General features: G+C 63.8%; 15 protein-coding genes. 7 read left to right on the forward strand and 8 right to left on the reverse strand.

Going from position 1 to position 14,874, the window contains the following annotated elements; all coding sequences use genetic code 11:
* Positions 1-126: 126 nt before the first annotated feature.
* Positions 127-1,050: an AEC family transporter gene (locus N7568_RS10065; protein ID WP_261609690.1), complete on the forward strand. Its 924-nt coding sequence runs from the start codon at positions 127-129 to the stop codon at positions 1,048-1,050.
* A 63-nt stretch (positions 1,051-1,113) separates the two neighbouring features.
* Positions 1,114-1,242: a hypothetical protein gene (locus tag N7568_RS10070; protein ID WP_261609691.1), complete on the forward strand. Its 129-nt coding sequence runs from the start codon at positions 1,114-1,116 to the stop codon at positions 1,240-1,242.
* A gap of 84 nt (positions 1,243-1,326) precedes the next feature.
* On the opposite strand, the gene N7568_RS10075 is transcribed toward N7568_RS10070, so the two are convergent.
* From N7568_RS10075 to N7568_RS10085, 3 genes are read right to left on the reverse strand one after another with little or no spacing between them, the layout of a single operon-like run.
* Positions 1,327-1,731: a RidA family protein gene (locus N7568_RS10075; RefSeq protein ID WP_261609692.1), complete on the reverse strand. Its 405-nt coding sequence runs from the start codon at positions 1,729-1,731 to the stop codon at positions 1,327-1,329.
* Positions 1,728-2,489, reverse strand: coding sequence for an IclR family transcriptional regulator (locus N7568_RS10080; protein WP_261609693.1), 762 nt, complete (start codon positions 2,487-2,489; stop codon positions 1,728-1,730). Before N7568_RS10080 ends, N7568_RS10075 begins: the two co-directional genes overlap by 4 nt.
* 4 nt (positions 2,490-2,493) lie before the next feature.
* Positions 2,494-3,534 (reverse strand): sugar kinase, encoded by a 1,041-nt coding sequence (locus N7568_RS10085; RefSeq protein WP_261609694.1) that lies wholly within the window; start codon positions 3,532-3,534, stop codon positions 2,494-2,496.
* Between the two features lie 179 nt (positions 3,535-3,713).
* Here N7568_RS10085 and N7568_RS10090 point away from each other — a divergent pair, with 179 nt between their 5' ends.
* The 4 genes from N7568_RS10090 to N7568_RS10105 are packed head-to-tail and all read left to right on the forward strand — an operon-like array spanning position 3,714 to position 8,742.
* Positions 3,714-5,042: an alanine racemase gene (locus N7568_RS10090; RefSeq protein WP_261609695.1), complete on the forward strand. Its 1,329-nt coding sequence runs from the start codon at positions 3,714-3,716 to the stop codon at positions 5,040-5,042.
* A gap of 10 nt (positions 5,043-5,052) precedes the next feature.
* Entirely contained in the window at positions 5,053-6,702 is a 1,650-nt protein-coding gene (locus N7568_RS10095; protein ID WP_261609696.1) for an N-acyl-D-amino-acid deacylase family protein, read from the forward strand.
* The gene (locus tag N7568_RS10100; RefSeq protein ID WP_159707966.1) at positions 6,692-7,327 is read left to right on the forward strand and encodes a bifunctional 4-hydroxy-2-oxoglutarate aldolase/2-dehydro-3-deoxy-phosphogluconate aldolase; all 636 of its coding nucleotides are present in this window, start codon (positions 6,692-6,694) and stop codon (positions 7,325-7,327) included. Before N7568_RS10095 ends, N7568_RS10100 begins: the two co-directional genes overlap by 11 nt.
* Positions 7,328-7,350: 23 nt before the next feature.
* On the forward strand, positions 7,351-8,742 hold the full coding sequence (locus N7568_RS10105; protein ID WP_261609697.1) for a GntP family permease: 1,392 nt from the start codon (positions 7,351-7,353) through the stop codon (positions 8,740-8,742).
* A gap of 322 nt (positions 8,743-9,064) precedes the next feature.
* On the opposite strand, the gene N7568_RS10110 is transcribed toward N7568_RS10105, so the two are convergent.
* From N7568_RS10110 to N7568_RS10125, 4 genes are all read right to left on the reverse strand, one after another.
* The gene (locus N7568_RS10110; RefSeq protein ID WP_261609698.1) at positions 9,065-9,571 is read right to left on the reverse strand and encodes a universal stress protein; all 507 of its coding nucleotides are present in this window, start codon (positions 9,569-9,571) and stop codon (positions 9,065-9,067) included.
* Between the two features lie 84 nt (positions 9,572-9,655).
* Positions 9,656-10,015, reverse strand: coding sequence for a hypothetical protein (locus N7568_RS10115; protein ID WP_261609699.1), 360 nt, complete (start codon positions 10,013-10,015; stop codon positions 9,656-9,658).
* A gap of 366 nt (positions 10,016-10,381) precedes the next feature.
* Positions 10,382-10,723 (reverse strand): CU044_2847 family protein, encoded by a 342-nt coding sequence (locus N7568_RS10120; protein ID WP_261609700.1) that lies wholly within the window; start codon positions 10,721-10,723, stop codon positions 10,382-10,384.
* Positions 10,720-13,416 carry a CHAT domain-containing protein gene (locus N7568_RS10125; RefSeq protein ID WP_261609701.1) on the reverse strand — a complete coding sequence of 899 codons (2,697 nt, stop codon included), beginning with the start codon at positions 13,414-13,416 and terminating at the stop codon, positions 10,720-10,722. Before N7568_RS10125 ends, N7568_RS10120 begins: the two co-directional genes overlap by 4 nt.
* A 165-nt stretch (positions 13,417-13,581) precedes the next feature.
* On the opposite strand from N7568_RS10125, the gene N7568_RS10130 reads away from it, so the two are divergent.
* Positions 13,582-13,782 (forward strand): hypothetical protein, encoded by a 201-nt coding sequence (locus tag N7568_RS10130; protein WP_261609702.1) that lies wholly within the window; start codon positions 13,582-13,584, stop codon positions 13,780-13,782.
* 28 nt (positions 13,783-13,810) lie between these two features.
* Here N7568_RS10130 and N7568_RS10135 read toward each other — a convergent pair whose 3' ends face one another.
* On the reverse strand, positions 13,811-14,842 hold the full coding sequence (locus tag N7568_RS10135; RefSeq protein WP_261609703.1) for an LLM class flavin-dependent oxidoreductase: 1,032 nt from the start codon (positions 14,840-14,842) through the stop codon (positions 13,811-13,813).
* Positions 14,843-14,874: the final 32 nt, after the last annotated feature.

The following is a 14,874-nucleotide window of genomic DNA, read 5'->3' on the forward strand; positions in this document are numbered from 1 at the left end:
AGACCTGGAGGTAGCGTGCTGACGTAACCTGGCCTGGCGGCCGTATCACGCCCGATAGGGTTAATCCGTTTCCAGTCAGCCTGCGTACCAGCCGGCCCTCCAGAGTTGCGGATTGAGGAAGACGGTGTGGACGGAGTCCTTCAGGGTTTCTTTGTTGTCAGTGTTGTGCTGCTCATTGGCTACATCCTTGGCAGAACCAAGGCCTTGGGCCCCGAGGGAAGCAAAGTCCTCTCCACGCTGACCTTCATGGTGGGGCTGCCCTGCTTGATGTTCTCGGCGATTGCCTCCCGCCACATTTCAGATGTCCTCAGCGCCACCGGCCTGATTTCCGTGGTCACCGCAGTGGCGGTGATGCTCGTCTTCACGGTGGCCGGCTTGATTGGCCGCTGGGGTGTTCGGCGGACCACCATCGGCGCGCTGTCCGTGGGAATCGTGAACTCCACCAACCTGGGCGTTCCACTGTCCCTCTACATCCTTGGCAGCGCCACATACGTCACGCCCATCATGCTGTTTCAGCTGGCGGTCGTCACGCCCATTGCCCTGACCATCCTGGACCTCACGGATCCGGCGGGCAAGCACGTCTCCATCTGGCAGGTGCTGTCCATCCCCTTCCGCAACCCGGTCACTGTTGCCGCGATTCTTGGGGTGGCAGTGAGCGCCCTGGGCATTGAAGTTCCCAAGCTCATCCTTGATCCGTTGGCGCTGGTGGCGCAGCTGGCCGTGCCATTGATGCTGATTATCTTTGGCATGTCCCTGCACGGACTCTCGGTCCGGCCGGGAATCGGTGACCGGGTTCCCACAACCGTGGCCGTGATCCTCAAATCAGCGGTCCAGCCTGCACTTGCCTGGATTCTGGCTGCCTTCGTCTTCCACCTGGACCCGTTCAGCACTTTCGTGGTCACGGCCTGTGCCATCCTGCCAACCGGCCAGAACGTGGTCCTCTACGCGGTCCGCTACGGCGTGGGCCAAGGCATTGCCCAATCCACGGCGGTGTTTTCCAGCATCCTTGCCGTGCCGCTGCTGCTGGGCGCGGCCTGGTTGTTCGGCTAAGCCCAACAGCTGTCCATCTGGCTGGGCCTCCACCACCAACTTTGAAACCCGACGGAGCCCGACATGCCGTCAATCGCGGCGTGCCGGGGTGGTTTCAGCTCCAAAGTGGGTGGTGGCGGCACGCAGTGGGAAGCCAGCCACCGCTTAAGGCTCGACGGCGGCACTCGGGTGAGTGCCGCCGTCGAGCCTTAAGCGCGGAGGTGAGAGAGCGTTCTCCGAAACCGTGCGGAAGGTGAGAGAGCGTCCGGTGGAAGCTGTAGTTAGGTGGGAGGGGGGTTACGCAGTCACAGCCAAAGCGTCGATCTCGACGAGCATGACCTCGTGGGGGAGATCAACAAAGACGGTGGTGCGGCTCGGCAGCTGGCCGCTTGGAACGTTCTCGCGGATGAACTCGCCGTAGACCTCGTTCATGGCGGCGAAATCGTCGCGGGTGGTGAGGTAGACGCGGAACATGAGGACGTCTTCAACGGAGGATCCGCCGGCTTCCAGGATGGCCTTCACGTTTTCCAGCGTGCGACGGGTCTGGACGCGGACGTCGCCCTCGCCGATGTAATGGTTGGTGGCGGAGTCCATGGGACCCTGGCCGGAAACCTGGAACATGCCGCCCTTCTGGATGCCCTGGGAGAATACGTGCGCCGGGGCGGGGGCGTTTTCGGTCAGTACTACGGTCTTTTCACTCATGCTGAGTTCCTTTCGTGGCTGATCCAGCCGAGGTCGTTGGAGATGGCCTCGGTGCTGGCTTTGAGGTCGGGCAGCAGCTCAAGCAAGCCTTCATAGCTGAGCATCACTACCGGTACCGAACAAGAGGCTGCGGCCACAACGGCGCCGCTGGCATCGCGGATGGGAGCCGCAATGCAGTGCACAAATGCTTCGTGCTCGGCGTTGTCGTGGGCCCAGCCCTGTTCCTTGACCTGCTCGAGTTCGGCCAGCAAGGCCTCCGGCGAGGTCAGGGTGTTCTCGGTAACTTTGACGTAGTCCAGCCCCGCGGCGATCTTTTCCTGCCGGGAGCGCGGCATGTCGGCGAGGAGGACTTTGGACACAGCGGCCGAGTGCAGCGATGCTGTCAGGCCGATGCGCGAGTACATGCGGACGGGGTGGTGCGACTCGAACTTGTCGATGTACACCACCTCGTTCCCTTCAAATGCGGCAAGGTGCACGGTGTGCCCGGTGCGGCCGTTCAGTTCGGCGAGGTGCTGGTGGGCTACCTTGCGGATGTCCCGTTGTTCCAGTGCGAGGGAGGACAGTTCGAACAGCTTGGAACCCAGCATGAACCGTTGCTCTTCGTCCCGCACCACGAAGCGCTTTTCTTCCATGGCGTGCAGGAGCCGCATTACCGTGGTCTTGTGGACGGCGGCCTTGGAAGCAAGCTCGTCCAGGGTGGCTGGTTTTGCGGCGAGTTCGCCGAGCAGGTCGATGGCCCGCATGAGGCTCTGGCTCACGGTGTCACGCTCCGGTTCTGGTGTTGAATTGTCCGTCTTCAACATGGATAGCAGCCCACGCCGCATCCGAAGAATCGAGGATGGCCGCGAGCTGGGCGGCGTCGGGCAGCGGGCCGCGGTCGCCGTGGACGGTCAGGGTGCACGCAGCAGCAACGTGGCCGCGGCGCAGGCTCTCCTTTTGGCCCAGTCCGAACAGCATGCCGCTGAGGTAACCGGCGGCGAACGAGTCACCTGCACCAACAGGCTCGACGACGGCGACGGACAGTGCGGGTACCTCTTCCCGGGTGCCGCTTGAGTCAGCCGTGCCGCTTGAGTCAGCCGTGCCGCGCGTCAGCGCAATAGCACTGATCGCCTCGTTCTTGATGACCAGCACCTCTGGATCCGGCATCATCCGGCGGAGTTCGGCTTCATCGGTGGTGCCGAAGGCGTGCTCGGCTTCGTCCTTGCCAACTAGTACGATGTCGGCCATGTTCGCCAGGCGCTGCAGGACGGAACGGTCCTGGCCTGCCCACAGGGCTTCCCGCCAATTGACGTCAAAGCTGATGGTCCGCCCATTCCGGGGTGCGGTGAGGATGGCTTCAAGCAAAGACAAGCACTCGGGGGAGAGCGCAGCGGTGATCCCACTCAAATGAACCAGGGCCGCATTCTCAAGCAATGCGGAAACTGCGGGATTGGAAAGAGTGCCGCGTCCCATGGCCGACGCCGCAGATCCTTGCCGGTAGTACAAAACCGAGCTGCCGCCGTCGGGGTTTGAGTCCTGCGCGGGGACCTTCACGTAGAGCCCGGTGGGCAGGGACTCGTCCACTTCCACGCCGGACACGCCCACGCCGTGATCCTGAAGGTCGTGGAGTATGCGGGTGCCGAAGCCGTCGCGGCCAACCCGGCTGACCCAGTGGGTGTCCAAGCCCATCGCTGCGAGGCCCATGGCGACGTTGGATTCTGCACCGCCGATGCCGAAGTGAAGTTCGGTTGCCAGATGCAGGGGGACGGCGTGGACAGGGGTAAGCATGGCCATCGTTTCGCCCACGCATACAGCTGAAAGCATCGTTCTCCCACTAGTTCGTGCGCTTCTCAGCGGCCTTGACTCTCGATCCGCCACCATGTTAGACATATCACCAGCAGGTTTGCAACCAGCGTTGCAAAATACGCAACGTAACCAGAACTCACCCAACAAACCCCACAACGCAGCTTCAAAAACGCAGCACCGCGAAGGGAACCAAACGCGTGAACACTTCCGAAGCCATCTCGGCAACTGCCGTAGCGGGCCTGGCTGAGCACCGTCTCGACTGGCGGCACAAGGCCATTCCGGCAACCGCCAATGGAACCACCCACGCGGAGTTCCTGGCGGCTGGGCACACGTTGGCGGACTTGCAGACGCCGCTGCTGACACTTGATGCCGGTGCGCTCGCAGCCAACGCCGATCGCCTTGCCGACTGGTGCAGGGAACATGGTGTGCTGCTCGCCCCGCACGGCAAGACCACCATGTCTCCGCAGCTCTGGACCGAGCAGCTCGACCGCGGCGCTTGGGGCATCACGCTGGCCAACTTCGCGCAGCTTCGCGTGGCCCGTGAATTCGGCGTCCGGAACCTGCAGCTCGCCAACAGCCTGACGGATCCGCGCGCGATCCTGTGGGTAGCCGGCCAGCCCGCGGACACCACCATCCTTTCCTGGATCGACTCCAAGGGAACTGTGGACGTCATCAACCGGACGCTCGCTGGCAGCGATGCCGTGCTGGATGTCCTGGTGGAGCTCGGTGCCCATGGTGGCCGGACCGGCGCCCGCGGCATCGATGCCGCGATGGACGTGGCCCGGGCAATCTCCGCCTCGTCGAACCTGCGCCTGGTGGGCGTCAGCGGATACGAAGGCTCACTCGCGCACACAGCGGACGACGCCGGCCTGGCCGCTGTTCGGGGATACCTCGCCCAGATGGGGCTGCTTCACGAACAACTCCTCGCCGAAGGCCTGTACGGGACGGATTCCGTGATCCTCACGGCCGGGGGAAGCGCCTACTTCGACGACGTCGTCTCCGTTCTGTCGCCGTACATCCACAAACGAGGGGCCGGCCGGGTTGCAGGCGAAATGGGTGTGGACCTCATGATCCGCAGTGGCGCCTATATCATCCACGACGACGGTTTCTACCGCGGAATCTCGCCGTTCTCCCGTGAAGGCGATCAGCCTTTCACTGCCGGAATGTATGGCTGGGCGCGTGTTGTTTCGCAGACTGAGCCCGGCCTGGCCATCCTGGACGCCGGCAAGCGCGACCTCCCGTTCGACGAAGGCTTGCCCGAGCCGCAGCTCATCGGCCCGGTGCTGGGTGGGGCCATGGAGCCTTTGGTTGGTGCCGGGATCACCTCGGTCAACGACCAGCACAGCTTCATGACCTACGACGCCAATACCACCACGGTGAACCCCGGCGAGGTCGTCCGGCTGGGTCTCTCCCACCCCTGCACTGCGTTCGACAAGTGGACCGTCATCCCGGTGCTCGCCAACACCGGCGAAGCCGGCAAGACAGCCGACCAAACCGTCGTCGACCTTATCCATACCTTCTTCTAGGACCCATGCCATGAAGACCCTCATCAGCAACGCCACCCTGGTGGATGGAACCGGGACGGACCGCCGTCCCGCGGACGTCCTGCTGGACGGCGCGGTGATTGCCGCCGTCGTCGACGCCGGGACCCTCACCGCAGCGGAAACCGGTGCCGATCGCGTCATCGACGCCACCGGACTGGTCCTGAGCCCCGGGTTCATCGACATGCACGCGCACTCGGACCTGCAACTTCTGGTCAACAGGGACCACTACGCCAAGCTCAGCCAGGGCGTCACCACGGAATTGCTCGGCCAGGACGGACTGTCCTACGCGCCGGTTGATGACACCACCCTCGCCGGTGTCCGGGAGAAGATCGCAGGGTGGAACGACAACCCAGCCGGCTTCGACTGGAACTGGCGGACAGTGGGCGAGTACCTCGATCGCCTGGACGCAGAACACGACGGTGGGCGCATCGCCACCAACGCCGCGTACGTCGTCCCGCAGGGAACCGTCCGGGCCATGGTGATGGGCTTCGCGGAAGGCGACCCCACGCCGGAGCAACAGCAGCAGATGCAGGATGTCATCCGCGCGGCGATGGAGGAAGGCGCCGTGGGAATGTCCTCCGGCCTGACTTATACGCCGGGCATGTACGCGCAAACCGAGGAACTCGCCGGGCTCTGCCGGACGGTGGGGGAGTTGGGCGGCTTCTACGCGCCGCACCACCGCTCCTATGGGAAAGGTGCGCTGGGCGCCTACGCCGAGATGATCGGGCTGAGCCGCGACACGGGATGCGCACTGCATCTGTCCCACGCCACCATGAACTTCGCGGAGAACAAGGGCCGCGCCGGGGAACTGCTGGAGCTGATCGATGAAGCCTTGGACCAAGGTGTGGACATCACCCTGGACACCTACCCTTACCTCCCGGGAGCCACAACGCTCTCGGCGATCCTGCCCAGCTGGGCTTCGTCCGGCGGAACCGAAGCCACGCTGGCTCGCTTGGCAGACCCGGAAACCCGTGCGCGCATCCAAGAAGCCGTGGAGGTCTACGGCTCCGACGGCTGCCACGGCGTGGTTGCCGAGTGGGACACCCTGGAAATCAGCGGCGTCCAGAACCCAGCGCTCGCAGGCTACGTGGGCAAGACCGTCAGGGACATCGCTGCGGAGACCAAGCAGGAACCCTTCGATGTCTTCGCGCAGATCCTCACCGAAGACCGCCTCGGGACCGGCATCCTGCAGCACGTAGGCCATGAAGAAAACGTGCAAGCCATCATGAAGCACCGGACCCACACCGGCGGCAGCGATGGACTCCTGGTCGGCGCCAAGCCACATCCCCGGGCCTGGGGCACGTTCCCGCGCTACCTCGGCCACTACTCCCGCGACCTCGGACTGCTCAGCCTCGAGGAAATGGTCCATCACCTCAGCGGCCGTCCCGCCGCACGGCTCAAGCTCCACAACAGGGGGCTGGTCCGCGAAAACTACGCGGCCGACGTCGTGCTCTTCGATCCGGAAACCATCCGCGACGAAGCCACATTCGAGAAACCCCGACAAGCCGCCAGCGGCATCCAGTATGTCTTCGTCAACGGCACGGCAGCGATCGACGGCGGCAAAGCCACCGGCACCCGAGCCGGCCGCGCCCTTCGTCGCAGCAGCGACGGCCTCACCAGAGAAGGACAGCATGACTCCTGAACAATTCCTCCAGCAGCTCGAAGCCGACCGTACCCTCGCGGTGGTCCGCGCCCCGTCCATCACCGACGCCGCGGATCTCTGCCGGGCACTGGCCGACGGCGGCATCCGCAGCGTCGAGCTGACGTTCACCACTCCGGATGTGCTCAAGCACGTACAGCGTGCGGCGGAGACCGCAGCGGAACATGGTGCCGCCGTCGGAATCGGTACCGTGATGACCGCTGACCAGGCCCGCGCAGCGATCGACGCCGGTGCACAATTCCTGGTGACGCCGGGCCTCAGGCCCGAGGTCGCCGCTGTCGCTGTGGCTGCGGGGATCCCGTTCAGCCTCGGTGCCATGACCCCCACCGAGGTGGCACAGGCCCTGGACCTGGGCTCGGCCGCCGTCAAGATTTTCCCCGCCCGCCAGCTCGGCCCGGCGTATCTGAAGGACCTGCAGGGCCCGTACCCGGGCATCCGCTTGCTGCCTTCGGGAGGCATCGACGCCTCAAACGCCAAGAGCTACCTCGACGCCGGTGCTGCCGCAGTCTGCTGCGGCACCAGCGTAGTCCCGCCCGCAGCAGTTGCGGCAGGTGACTGGGCAGACATCGCGGCACGTGCCGCAGCCTTCACCGGCACCCTCAAGTAGGACTTACCCCAGAAAGACTCGTCATGACTGAATTCCTTGAATGGCTGCGGCACGACACCGCCGGCCTTCTCCTCCTGGCAGGCGCCGGCATCGCCCTGCTGTTGTTCCTGATCATCAAGGTCAAGCTCGAACCGTTTATCGCGCTGGTGGGAACCGGTGTGATCGTGGCTTTGGTCGGCGGGATCTCGGTGGAGGCCCTGGTGGGCTCAGCTACCAAGAGCAGCGACGCCCTCATTGAGAAGGGCTTCGCCGGCATCCTTGGCCACATCACGGTGATCATCGGCCTTGGTACCGTTCTTGGCGCAATCCTGGAACGGTCCGGCGGCGCGGAAGTGCTGCTGGGAAAGCTCGTGAAGATCTTCGGCGAAAAGGGCACCCCCCTGGCCATGGGTATCACCGGCTTTGTGCTGGGTATTCCGGTGTTCTTCGATATTGGCATCTTCGTCCTGGCGCCGCTGGTCTACGTTGCTGCGATCCGTGGCGGCAAGTCCTTGGCCCTCTACGCGCTGCCCTTGCTCGCCGGCCTCTCCGTGACCCACGCCTTCCTGCCGCCCCACCCCGGACCGGTTGCGGCCGCTGGACTGTTTGGCGTCGATCTTGGCTGGATCATTCTGATGGGCCTCATCTGCGGCATCCCGGCCTGGTTTGCTTCCGGCATTTTGTGGGGCACATGGATCGGCAAGCGCGTCATGGTTTCCGTGCCGGAGGACCGGATCGTTCCCGAATCGGATCAGGCCAAGGGCAACGAGCCGTCCATCGGCTTGGTCCTCCTGGCCATCGGCTTGCCCATGATCCTCATCCTCGGCGGCACTTTCGGAAACATCTTCGCTCCCGCAGGCACATTCCGGGACATCCTCCAATTCTTCGGTAACCCGGCCATCGCGTTGACCGTGGCCGTGCTGCTTGCCATGTGGCTCCTGGGTATCCGCCGCGGCATGACCTCGGCCGAGCTCAGCGAAATCACGGGCTCCTCGCTGCGTCCCGTGGGCATGATCCTGCTGGTTGTCGGTGCCGGCGCCTTCTTCGGTGCGGTCCTTTCCGCCACCGGTGTTGGCAAGGCCGTAGCCGATTCGCTGTCCCAGGCAGGCCTTCCGATCATCCTCTCTGCCTTCGTGATCAGTGCGGGCATGCGCATAGCCCAGGGTTCGGCCACTGTGGCGATCGTGACCACTGGCGGCATCCTGGCTCCCAGTTTGGCCTCCGGGTACTCGCAGCCCCAGCTCGCTTTGATCGTGGTGGCCATTTCCTCGGGCTCCATCATCGCCAGCCACGTGAACGACGGCGGGTTCTGGATCATTTCCAAGTACTTCAACATGTCCGTCAAGGACACCCTGAAGACGTGGACCGTGCTGGAAACGGTGCTGTCCATCGTGGGCTTCGGAATGGCGGCCCTGCTGTACACCTTCGTGAGGTGATTGTTCGTCAGGTGAGCCAGCGGCACCCAACCCGGGTGCCGGCGTCGTGCTTGTCCGGTTGAGCCCGGCCCGCCACCACCCACTATGGAATCAGAACGGCCCCGACACGCCTTGGGAAAGGTGTGTCGGGGCCGTTTCTGCGTCAAAGAAGGTGGTGGCGGCACATGGTCCAAGCCGGCGCTTAAACAAAGAGCTCCGGAGTGCGTTATTGGGGGATACGCACTCCGGAGCGGCCTTTGAGCAGGGGCTTTCGCTGACCTGCAGTAATCACTCTACGTGCCGTGGGACCCCATTTCCACCACCTCGAATAAGTACTTTCGCTTTAGTTTCTATGTGCCGCGTCAGGCTGCTTTTTCTGGGGCACTATCAGCACAGGACGGCGCTGATGATGGCTCAACCACGCCGCAACGGAGCCGTTCAACGCCTCCGAAATCCGGTGACCCAGACCAGGCTCGGGAGTTCCCACGATGATCATGGAAGCATTGATGTCGGCCGCCAGCCTGCCCAAAGCCCGTGCAGGATCGCCGGCCAACAGTCGCAGCGTCCAATCGGTGGTGCCACCATCCATGGCCTCACCGATCACTTTTCCGAGATCGTCCCGAACGGCCGCGACATCTTCGTCGTCCTTCTCGGGGTGCAGCGACATCCGGTGTGTCGCACGCGAGGGGTCCCACTCCACCAGATAGCTGGCTTCATCCACGTAGGCGCACACCAACGGCACGCCGAGTTGCTCGGCGAGGGTCCGGGCGGTCTGCAGCACTTCCACATGCTGGTCCGGCAGGACGCCGACCACCAAGGGAATCCGTCCGCTGAAATTCTCCGCAGCCATACCCTTATTGTTGCGCCGCAGGGTGCGGATGAACAGGCGGTATGTTACCTGCACCTTGAAGTAGTTTCTTCATGCCAGCCACCACTACGGTTCGGCAGGACGATTCCCAGGAACCGCCCGGACTCCTCCTTGCTCCTTCACCAGCACGTCATGACCGTCTTTCGCCATCATGACCGCCTCCAACAAGTGGACACTAAACAACCGCAACGATGCTTCTTCCACAGAAGCGTCCGGCCACAAAGAATCCCGATCCGACTCGGGCACTTGGATGCGATTCCATAGCTCCTCTGGCTCTGTGGGCATCCTAAAAGTTCTGGAACCTCCACGGTTATCGGTAAAAATAATCTCGAATTCCCGACGAACCTCATTGAAAGTAGCAGCTAACTCGCGGTCGTTCATTGTGGCCAGCAATGCAGCTAAACGTTGAGCACTGTTATCAATCAAGTTCGTCCTCGCAGGCTAATGGGCGGGGAATGCGGTAATAATTCGCTCGTTGCCGAGGCCTATGGAAACGATAGGCCGGTTGGTCAAATCAGCTTCGATGCACCAGTCAGCGAACGAACGTCGGCGTCGTTGCCTGAGCAGTTCCAGCAATAGTCGAAGTTAGGACCAGCGACATGGACACAAAGAAGAGCGCAAAAGTCTCTTCAAAGTTCCACCAAACAGAAAGCCCATCAATTGGCTAGTGAATCAACAAAGTACATGGGAAAGAAGAAAGCGTCTAGGTTCAACGACCAGGTTCGACCACAGGCGCGTCTGGAACGTCCCGTTTCCTGCAAAGTGCAGTGAATTTCTAGGGTCCACTACGGGTCAGGTTTCAGACGGCTTGTTCCAGGTGAGCCGCACCTTGAAGTTGGACGCTGTGCTTGCAGACGCAATGAATGCGCCCGCCTCCGCGTGAAGGTCGATGCCGAATTCCACACTGACCTCGTCCGGGCGGTTCTCCAGGCTCAGGAGCTCATCGATGACACCCTGAACCGCTGGACGCACATGCGCCAGAGCCCGTTCAAAGGTCGGCTGGGCACGCGCGAAAACCCCGGAATGATCCCCTGCGTGATCGCCACCCCTGGTCACCAGGCTCCCCGCAGCGCTCGCCACTTCCACAACTACAGTGCCGCCGTCGTCGGTGGTGAATTCAACCAGCCGGCTCATGGCGCGGTCCCCGCTTCAGCAGCCGGACGAAGCCTGCGGGCAGTCACCATGATTCCAATGCCCACCGAGCAAAGCAGCAGCAAATGCAGGAGCAACGGCAGCGCCTGCGTCATATACCAGCTCTCCATGAACACGCCTTTCCCTTGTATCCAGATGATGGGCTGCAGCACAGGGGGCAGCAGCAAAAGCCATGCCAGCGTCCGCAGTGCCGGGTCCCGGAGCGCGAGGATGCCCGCCCAGAGCCCGAAAACGCACAGCATGAAGCTGGACACGACGGCGGTTGTTTCTACCGTGTAGTTGAGGCCGGCCAAGCCAAAAACCGCCTGCGAAACAACCACGCCCGCCATCGCCAACCGCCCCTGGGCTGTTCGCTGTGGAAGACCCGCGACGGCCAACAGCAGGAACCCGATAGGAGCCAACAGCCCATAAAGGACCCGAAGAACGATGTCGCCGCCGTTGTCCTGCCAAAACTCGACGTCGAACCACATGAAGAACACCGCGAAGCACGCTCCCACGCCGCCTGCAACAGCCAGCGCGGCGCCGCCCCACGCCAGCGGCGTCCACAGCAGCGGCTCCGGCCCGCCTCCGGGGACGGGTGCTGAAACGCCAGCGCCCGACGCCGGGACGCCGTCGGGTGCCTCAGCTTTGGTTTCGTCAGGGGTTGGGTCAGGTGCCGGACGTGCTTCGAGGCCGGTAGTTGGGGTCGGGTTCGTGCGGGAGTGTTCTCTGGCGCCAGTCCCGGGGCCGGGACTTTGGTCCGCGGCGACGGTGCGTGCCGGCGTCGGTTTCCGTAGTGGCCGCAACTGTGGATCGGCCGCTGTGTAGGAGCCATGTGGTGTCTCATCTTCAGTGGCCCCGGCAACCGCAGGCACCTCAGCCGGGGGTGGTTCCTTGGGCCGGGCCTTCTCGATTTCTGCCCGCGCGGCCGTGGCGAGGCCGTCGGGATCCGTTGCGCCGGCGTCCACGGCCGCCAACTCATCCGAGACGTCCAGCACCGCCTCCCACGAGCCGAGAGACGAGTGATAGCGCAGCTCGCCCTGCAGATCGGAGATGCGTTGCCGCCGTTCACACTCTTGCCTCCGGGCTGCGGCTTCTGGGTACGCGGGGTCGTCCTGGACCACGGCGAAGCCATCCGCCGCAGCCAACCAATCGCCCGCTTCTTCAGCTTCAAGCGCTTCGCGGTACGTCCGGGCCAGCTCAAGCCGGTGCCGCGCGTTGTCCTTCAAGGCCGTGGCGTCGCGATATCCGGGTTCCAACGTCAGAAGGTCTTCGAACAGCTCTACGGCCTGCTCGAAGCGCCGTGCCCGCAGTTCCGCGGATGCCTGAACGTATAGGGCACGCAGTTGGGCCCGCTTCATGGCCTGCGCAGCGTTTACCTGTGCGGCGTTGGCTTGCGCAGCATTGGCCTGCGGGGCGTTGGAGTGCCCGTCGCGGGCTGCCGGGTCACCACTTCCGGCACCGCCGACCGCTCCCACAGGAGCTCCGGCCCGGCCCCCTACGCCGGCAAGTGGCGTCGAACCAACCGCTTGGCCGCCTGGGGCGTGGGCCGCCGTCGAACTTTCAACCAAAGCCGGCGCGCGCGGCGTACCTTTCAGAGTGAACAGTTGCGTGGAGCCGCCGCGGACGTAGAGGGCCGGGGTGACCCACTCCAGGGTGCCGTCCGGGCTGGCCATGACCGAGATCCTGCCGATCCGTGCTGCCTCGTCCACTGTGCGGCCGTTTGCGATGGCGGCGTAGAAACCGTGGGCGAAGGCGATTGCGGCGTAGTCGCTGATGGCGAACTGCATTGCTGCCACGGCTCCGATGCCGCTCCGGACCAAGGCCGACGCGGTGCCTGAGAAGAGGTCAGACTGCCCCATCTCGCCGGAGGAACACGAGTTCAGCACCACCAACCGTGGGCGGGGCGCGGCGACGCTGAGCAGGGCCATGAGTCGGACAGCGCGGACCATCGCGGCCCTGCCGTCGGGTCCCACCAGCGCTATCCGGCCTTCGTCGGTACGGGAGTCGTAGTCGCCGTGTCCCACGAAATGGACCACATGCCAGGGGCCGGCGAGCAGCATGGACTGCACGTCATCCCAAGTGCCGCTCTTTGCCCAAACCAGCTCCACCCGGCCTTCGGACACCGGACCGGCAAGGGCCCTGCCCAAGTGGTCCTTCTCCGCATCGACGTCCAAAGTGGGCAGGTCACGGGGTGAGGCCACGATCCCGAGGATGCGCAACGGAGGCGCCACATCCAAGGGGTTCAGGTTGTAATCGGGGGCGGGGACGTGCCGGAGCAGGGGCTCGGTCTGGCAGAGGTACGTTTCGGTTTCCGGGTCGAACAGGGTCTCCCAAGGCATGGTGGCCAGTTCCGGGGCTGCCAGTCTCAGGACAACCCGCAGCTGTTGGCCGGCATGTTGTGCCGCGCCCAGGCTTGCCCGGTACGTGCCGTAGACCTCGCGGGTGAACAGGGCCTGGAACAACTCCTGGCCTACTTCGCGAACCGCCATCTCGGCCACGGGCATCGTGCGTCGGGCTGCAACGGCAGAGGCCAGGACAGTGGCTTCGAGCTGGGGGAGCCGGTCCAGGATGCCGTCCACGTCAAGGGTGAATGCCCCCGAAGCGTGGCCTCCCGCCGGGGCACGGACCACGTGCACCGTGTATTCGCCGCGTGCAGAGCCGGTATCGATTTCCAGCTCGATGTCACAGTCCATCGCGGTTCCCTTTGCATCGGGCCCGCTGGCCGGGAGAATCTCGCCGGAGTGCCCTTACGAATAGATTGGCCCTAAGCCCGGCCCGCCACAAGAGCCTGATGGCTGGGAACCCTTGTAGACGCAACTGCCCCGGCCTACGGTTAATTCGAGGAAAGGCGGTCAGCGATGGAAATCTACATGTGGTGGCTCGATCTGCACCTGGACAGCAAAGAATGGCTGCGCGAAAACCTCCGCGCCGACGAACTGCCGTTGCACGTCCTGCAGCATATTGCCGAGGCCGGCGGACCCCATCCGGATAAGGTCAGCGGCGTACTGACTGTTGAGGATTGGGACTTCATCGAGACCCAGTCGGAGTTCGTGGACTGAGTCGTAGTTCGTGGACTGAGGGAGCTGCTCAGCTGGCCGGCTTCCATCCCAGGGCCGGTCCCAGTTTGTCCGCGATGTCGGTGAGGATCTGTACATAGTCCTCCTGGTCAAAGCTGAAGGGCAGCGCGAAGGCAACCTCGTCGACTTCCTGGAATCCCTGATGGGCGTAGAGCTGCCCGGCGATGTCATCGCTGGTGCCGATGATGTCCTGGGCGAACATCATGCGCTTCGGTCCTTGGGGTGTGCGTGTGCGTGGTGTGCGCTCGTCGACGTACCGCTGGTACTTCTGCCGTTGGGCCGGGGACGCCGAATCAGTGGGGATTACCACCAGGCCCTGAGATACCCGGGCACTGTTCCCTGCCAGGGCGGAGGCCGCGCGGTAAGCGCGGATTTGTGACTGTTGGACCCCGGCGAAATCCGGTTCCTGGTCCTTGTCGGGGAAGATGACGCTGCTGGAGAGCAGATTGAAGCCGTTTTCTCCGGCCCACACGGCCGATTTCATGCTTGCCGCCCCATACCAAAGACGCGAACGAAGCCCGGCGGAGTGCGGCTCCACGCGGTTGGAGAATTCCTCCACTACGCCTTGCTTCCCGGAGAAGTCCCGCACCTTTTCGCCGGCTATCAGACGGGCAAGCCGGTCCACCCGTGCGTAGCTGAAGTCCTCCACGTCAGCGGTGTCCGGGTAGAGCTCATGTTTCACAGTGTCGAAGTTCATGGGTTCGCCGACGCTCAGCCCTGGGTTGATCCGCCCACCGGAGAGCAGGTCCACGGTGGCCAGGTCTTCGGCCAGTCGCAAGGGGTTTTCCCAACCCAGCGGCGTCACGGCGGTGCCGAGCTCAATCCTGGAGGTGCGCTGGCTTGCCGCGGCCATCACCGCAACAGGTGAGGAGATCCCGAACTGCAGGTGGCGGTGCCGCAGCCAAGCGCTGTCGAACCCCAGCCGCTCGCCGAGTTCGATGATCTCCAGCGTCGATTGGTGCCCGGCGGCTGGGTCAGCTGGATCGAACAGGCCGATAGTGAGGAAACCAAGCTTGCGGAGGGGCTGTTCGGGGGTGGGCATGGGCTTCCTTCACGGTCGGGCGGCGGCTACTG

It is taken from the genome of Paenarthrobacter aurescens (assembly GCF_025421775.1).
In the GTDB taxonomy this organism is placed as follows: Bacteria; Actinomycetota; Actinomycetes; order Actinomycetales; family Micrococcaceae; genus Arthrobacter; species Arthrobacter aurescens_B.

What these genes read in the sequence shown, in the direction of transcription:
- N7568_RS10070 (WP_261609691.1), top strand. Translation starts at nt 1,114, where the DNA reads ATGCCGTCAATCGCGGCGTGCCGGGGTGGTTTCAGCTCCAAAGTGGGT.
- N7568_RS10075 (WP_261609692.1), bottom strand. Translation starts at nt 1,731, where the DNA reads ATGAGTGAAAAGACCGTAGTACTGACCGAAAACGCCCCCGCCCCGGCG.
- N7568_RS10085 (WP_261609694.1), bottom strand. Translation starts at nt 3,534, where the DNA reads ATGCTTTCAGCTGTATGCGTGGGCGAAACGATGGCCATGCTTACCCCT.
- N7568_RS10095 (WP_261609696.1), top strand. Translation starts at nt 5,053, where the DNA reads ATGAAGACCCTCATCAGCAACGCCACCCTGGTGGATGGAACCGGGACG.
- N7568_RS10100 (WP_159707966.1), top strand. Translation starts at nt 6,692, where the DNA reads ATGACTCCTGAACAATTCCTCCAGCAGCTCGAAGCCGACCGTACCCTC.
- N7568_RS10105 (WP_261609697.1), top strand. Translation starts at nt 7,351, where the DNA reads ATGACTGAATTCCTTGAATGGCTGCGGCACGACACCGCCGGCCTTCTC.
- N7568_RS10110 (WP_261609698.1), bottom strand. Translation starts at nt 9,571, where the DNA reads ATGGCTGCGGAGAATTTCAGCGGACGGATTCCCTTGGTGGTCGGCGTC.
- N7568_RS10120 (WP_261609700.1), bottom strand. Translation starts at nt 10,723, where the DNA reads ATGAGCCGGCTGGTTGAATTCACCACCGACGACGGCGGCACTGTAGTT.
- N7568_RS10125 (WP_261609701.1), bottom strand. Translation starts at nt 13,416, where the DNA reads ATGGACTGTGACATCGAGCTGGAAATCGATACCGGCTCTGCACGCGGC.
- N7568_RS10130 (WP_261609702.1), top strand. Translation starts at nt 13,582, where the DNA reads ATGGAAATCTACATGTGGTGGCTCGATCTGCACCTGGACAGCAAAGAA.
- N7568_RS10135 (WP_261609703.1), bottom strand. Translation starts at nt 14,842, where the DNA reads ATGCCCACCCCCGAACAGCCCCTCCGCAAGCTTGGTTTCCTCACTATC.